Origin of the sequence: Flaviflexus huanghaiensis, assembly GCF_014118685.1 — a bacterium.
GTDB lineage: Bacteria > Actinomycetota > Actinomycetes > Actinomycetales > Actinomycetaceae > Flaviflexus > Flaviflexus huanghaiensis.
On record NZ_JACFAK010000027.1, the window covers coordinates 1 to 4,813 of the forward strand.

At 58.1% G+C, this 4,813-nt stretch carries 6 protein-coding genes; 1 reads left to right on the top strand and 5 read right to left on the bottom strand.

Annotation, left to right across the window (positions count from 1 at the left end; translation table 11 throughout):
- The first annotated feature begins 51 nt into the window (after nt 1-51).
- Entirely contained in the window at nt 52-558 is a 507-nt protein-coding gene (locus H7E91_RS12190; RefSeq protein ID WP_338401797.1) for an IS1634 family transposase, read from the top strand.
- A 58-nt stretch (nt 559-616) separates the two neighbouring features.
- Here H7E91_RS12190 and H7E91_RS11310 read toward each other — a convergent pair whose 3' ends face one another.
- The 5 genes from H7E91_RS11310 to H7E91_RS12245 all read right to left on the bottom strand — a co-directional run bounded on the left by H7E91_RS11310 (nt 617) and on the right by H7E91_RS12245 (nt 4,183).
- On the bottom strand, nt 617-1,300 hold the full coding sequence (locus H7E91_RS11310) for a hypothetical protein (RefSeq protein ID WP_182355222.1): 684 nt from the start codon (nt 1,298-1,300) through the stop codon (nt 617-619).
- Nucleotides 1,300-1,812: an RNA polymerase sigma factor gene (locus tag H7E91_RS11315; protein ID WP_182355223.1), complete on the bottom strand. Its 513-nt coding sequence runs from the start codon at nt 1,810-1,812 to the stop codon at nt 1,300-1,302. Before H7E91_RS11315 ends, H7E91_RS11310 begins: the two co-directional genes overlap by 1 nt.
- Nucleotides 1,813-1,859: 47 nt before the next feature.
- A complete protein-coding gene (locus tag H7E91_RS11320) occupies nt 1,860-2,165 on the bottom strand; it encodes a hypothetical protein (RefSeq protein ID WP_182355224.1) in 306 nt (101 codons plus the stop codon).
- A 144-nt stretch (nt 2,166-2,309) separates the two neighbouring features.
- The gene (locus tag H7E91_RS11325) at nt 2,310-3,497 is read right to left on the bottom strand and encodes a S1 family peptidase (protein WP_182355225.1); all 1,188 of its coding nucleotides are present in this window, start codon (nt 3,495-3,497) and stop codon (nt 2,310-2,312) included.
- Nucleotides 3,498-3,973: 476 nt separating this feature from the next.
- Complete coding sequence (locus tag H7E91_RS12245; protein WP_206680436.1) at nt 3,974-4,183, bottom strand: reverse transcriptase N-terminal domain-containing protein; 210 nt, start codon at nt 4,181-4,183, stop codon at nt 3,974-3,976.
- Between the last annotated feature and the right edge of the window lie 630 nt (nt 4,184-4,813).

Here is a 4,813-nt window from a genome sequence, read left to right on the forward strand (position 1 = left end):
ATTCATCGATCGGGTATCTCACACCGGTCGAGAAAGAGAACGCGTACTACTGTGAGATCGACTCCCAGTATCACCCGATGTTGGGAGAACTCGCCCTCCACTAAACCCGGGGCGATTCACCAAGGTGCAACCCGGGTCTTTGACCAGACCACGTTTGACCGAGCCCACCGTATTGCCGGGTGGAAAGGCTACGTCACCAATCTGCCTGCCACCACGGTGGATGCAGTAGAGGTCATCGCCTCATACCACCAGCTTTGGCACGTCGAACAATCCTTTCGAATGTCGAAAACCGATCTGCAGGCCCGGCCCATGTTTCACCGCACCCGCGATGCTATCGAGGCGCATCTGACCGTGGTCTTCACCGCGTTAGCCGTCGCGAAATTCATGCAAACCCGAACCGGTGTCTCATTGAAACGAATCATCACCACGCTGCGACCCTTACGAGAATTCACCGGTCGCATCGGCACCCACGAGATCACCTTCCCACCAGAAATCACCCCCGACGCAGCCCACATCCTCGACCAACTCAATTCCGAAAACCGAAACTCAGGGCACTAAAGTTGTGGAAGTCAGGCTCACCTGCGTGACGTTTTCCTTCCAGCACGATACGAGGCTGTCAGCCGGCGAGATGTTCCCTTATCTGCGCGAGGGTCTCGGCGCTGCCGAGATCCAGTTCATCGAATATCGGGTAGACCGTCTCCCCGTCAACGGCGAGCACGGATTGTGAAGCGTTCACCAGTTCGTATACACCGGCGGTGTGCGTTTGAGAGAGAAACAGGATCAGAGAGTCTGCGCCGACCTCGGCTAAGGGCAGGTCGTAGTCTCCGTCTGCGGCAGGCTGTTCTAGTGTGATGTTCGAGGCTGTGGGCAAGCTGCCGATTAGCGTCTCAACTACGGTGAGCTGAGAGCGCACCTGTCCATCGGCGGTATCGGAGCGTTCGACGGTGGCCTGCACGACAAGATCGGCTTCCTCCGCGAGCGCTTCAACGTCTTCGTATTGCTTCTCCTGTGTCCGCGGGGGTTGGTGCGTGTTCTCTGTTTCCGGTTCAGCAACGTAGAGAAACTGCTGAGGGTTGATGAAGAGTACGAGAGCAGCTGCACAAGCCAGTACTGCCAGAGCGGCTGTTGCGGCGGTAGTGATCTTGTTTCGACGTGGCGTTGCTGTGCTGTTCTCCATACCTTCGGGCAGCTCCTGCCCGGCGATCCGGGCGAAGTCAGATCGTGCACGGTGAGAAAGGGGCGCGTTACGGTCGCCGCTGAAGGGGCGTGCTTTACGGAGCCTCCGTTCGAGGTCATCCATCACCCCTCCTTCCCCTCGGCTACTCTTTGCAGAACCGGGTCTTTCAAGATAGATCGCAGGCGCTCCTTTGCTCGGAACAAACGGACTCGCATCGCTGCGGGGCTGCACCCAAGAATCCGGGCCGCTTCGGCGCGGGTGAGATCCTCCCAGTAGATCATCATGAGTATCTCGCGGTCTGTCTCTGACAGCGAGAGCATGGCTTTACGGATGAGCATGGCGTCTTCGACTGAATCATTAGACATGACAGTCTCCATGTTCTCTCGTTGCAATAACGACAGAACCTCAACAGTACGTTGTGCGTGGCGGTACTGATTCCCGACGAGATTGCGGAGCGTCTGGTAGACCCACGGCAACTTCAACGAGCCTCCCTCGAGATAGTGTTCCCACGTGATGCGGAACACCTCACTCGTGATGTCTTCGGCGAGGGCAAAATCGCCGAGTCGCTGGTGCGCGATCGTCAGGATCAGTGGGTGATGATCCGCGTAGAAGCGCTGGAAGCTCTCGAGTGCCATGCACGGTTCTTTCCTATATCGGTGCCAGCCTTCACTTCTTACTGCTGTCATTCGTTGACGTAGAAGTACTCCTCGAATGGAGGCTCAGGAACTGTGCTTCCCGGAGGTTCTGAGTAGTATCCGCCGGCGAGAGAGACTTCAGCGTTGATCGGGATTCGGGTTCCATCGGGGAGCACCACCTCTTCATCGTCGAGTGAGAAAGCGGTACCTTCGGGGAATACGATGCCGACACGGCCCCCATTAGTGTGTTCGCCGTACAGGTACTGGTCGCTAGACGTTCCAAGCAAATGGCCTTCGAACGCGGCCTCGGCCGATCCTTGATCCTCCGCCGGCGTATAGGTCAGCAGGTTCACTTGGCTCCTCTCTGTGGGGGCGGATGTCGACGGATGCTGCGAGGGCGTCTCAGGGGTCGCGCACCCGCCCAGTGCGAGCAGCACCACGAAACTGGCGAGAGCAGTGAGGCGTCTCGATGTTGAAGAGAATAACACGATCTTGCCTTAGCTCGTCTTGAGGGTCAGACCCAACTTCGACAGGGCGGAGTTGATCTTTGTGTAGGTCGAGTAGCCACCCGACTTGCCGAAATGGATCCCGCGTGCAGAGTTACCGGAGAACCAAGGGCCACCGCTATCGCCACCGTTGGTGAACGTGCCATTCGTCTGCACCATCTGCTTCACATGCTTTCCATCCTTGTTGATGAAGGCGTGGTTTGCTCTCCTGATGGTGGTGCACGAGGAAACGCTGCGGGTCTTGCCGTAGTTGCAGACGGAGGAACCATTCGCACCAGTACCGCGGCTCGTAATCGAACGGGTAACACCAGACGACGTAACGCGGATCTGGTTGCGGATCGAATCAGAGGTAGAGTGCCACTGGATATCGCCCGAAGCTCCGATGTGCTGAGCCTTAAACGCGAGAGCGACGCTGCTGCCGGTCGGCCTGCCGGCGCTGTTGGGGCAGTGGCCGGCCGTCAGCGCACCACGTGTGCTGCTCTTGGTGACGGTGAAGCCGAGCGTGCAACCGCTGATGCCGGTGCCACCGCGAACGACCTCTTCAACCGGCTCAATGCCCTCGACCTCTTCAGCTTCGACTACAACAGGTGCTTCATCCAAGGCTGTCTCGAGCAGCGCTTCGAACTCGGCGGGGTCGCTTTCGGTGTCTGCCAAGGTGTATTCGATCTCGATACCACCATCATCGGTGAAATCTCCGGTCAGGCCGTCAAGCTCGGCTGCCGCGTACAGCTCGGTCATCAGCTCTTCGCGGATATCTTCCAGCTCAGCCTCGGTGTGCTCGGCGTCGAGACGCACGTCGACGGAGAAGGCAAGGGCGGCAAAACGATCGGTAACGTCTGCGGGTACCTCACCCTTGAACGACACCCATGCCTTGTGGCCGGTGGAGGATTCGTTCTCGGGCGTCCAGGCTGACGAGAAGTACTCATCGCCAGCCGCTTCGAACGCATAGTCGAGCGCAGCGAGGAACTCGTCTTCGCCCTCGAACCACTGGTCGGCTACGTCTTCAGTCACGCCAAGATCCTCAGCGAGCAGCGCAGCGTCGAAAACTTCCGCTTCCTGAACGGTCTGCTCAATGACAGCACTCTCGTCGTTCACCTCCGCGAAAGCAGGCTGCGCGCCGAGAGCACCCAGCGCCAGCGCTGAGGTGAGAAATAGTGACGGAACGATGCGACGTCTCATAGCTTGATCCTTATCAACATCAGACACACAGAGTGCGTCGGTGGAGTGACGCCGGATGAGGCCTCACACCTTCTATATGTCTGAGCAACACGAAGTGTTACACCCGATTCGCTCAGCACTCCTAGCGTCGCCGATGACGATACTTTTGCGGCAGAAGTTCGGGACGAGAGCGACGGTGCGTTTAGAACTCTTTTTCACATTTCCGATGTGAATTCACCGAATGAGTTTCGCTTCGAAATCAGTGATGACTTTACGCTGGCTCCTTTGGAAGACGGCGGGATCACTGTATGGGCCCAGAACGGAAACCTCGCTGGCACCATCGCTCCGCCCTAGGCGGTGGACTTTAACGGTGCAGCTGTTCCAACCGACTATGTAATTGATGGGAACTCGGTTACTCAGCGAGTGCATACGAATAGTCGGGTAGCCCTGGCGCATTGCTGCGCCAGGGCCCCCTCAGAACCGGACGTGAATAGTTTCTATTCATCCGGCTCAAGCAAGCCCAAGGGCGGCTGCAGGTTGCGAACCCGCTTGGGGTTGGCCTCCTGTGCCGCCGTGAAGATCCGTTGCCTCAACGCACGTACATGCGCTTCCGTCTGAGACCAATTGATATCAGCCCACCAGTCGAAGTTGTCGTCTGTGGATCTGTTCGCCGTAGCGTCTAACATCCTCCGCAGTTCCGTGCGCATCAGTATCTTCCTTTCACGACTCACCCGGCTCACGTCAGCCCGCTTTCGCGTCCAGACACGCAGTCCGGTATCCAGGTGGTTGGCGCCCGGTGACCGCAGGAGAAGCAGCCTTGTACCGTGCGTTTCCCAGTATCTTTCGATGTCCTGGCGTTTGCTTTTTGAGCCTTCCTGTTCCCGCCGCACACATCAGCATCCTTTACAAGACAGCCACCGGTGTCACCGGCGTGCCACGGGGTTTCCGTGTTCCACATCTTTCAGTTGCAGTCTGGCAGGGTGCCGTCTTTCCCCCGGGAACGGTGGTGTCCTCACACCCGCCTCGCACGCCGCGAGTGCCACCTGCCGGGATCGCACCGGCGTGTTCCTGAAACCCCCGATACAAGCCATAAAGGGGCCTAAAGCTAACGAGAGCTCATCAACGGTTCACTTACGTTCACCCACCCAGACTTTCCCCTCACCCGTCGCACATCGACAAGTTGATGCCACGACTTCGGCTTTCCCGCAGGCTTCGCACTGAATCGCCCCGGGTTTAGTGGAGGGCGAGTTCTCCCAACATCGGGTGATACTGGGAGTCGATCTCACAGTAGTACGCGTTCTCTTTCTCGACCGGTGTGAGATACCCGATCGATGAAT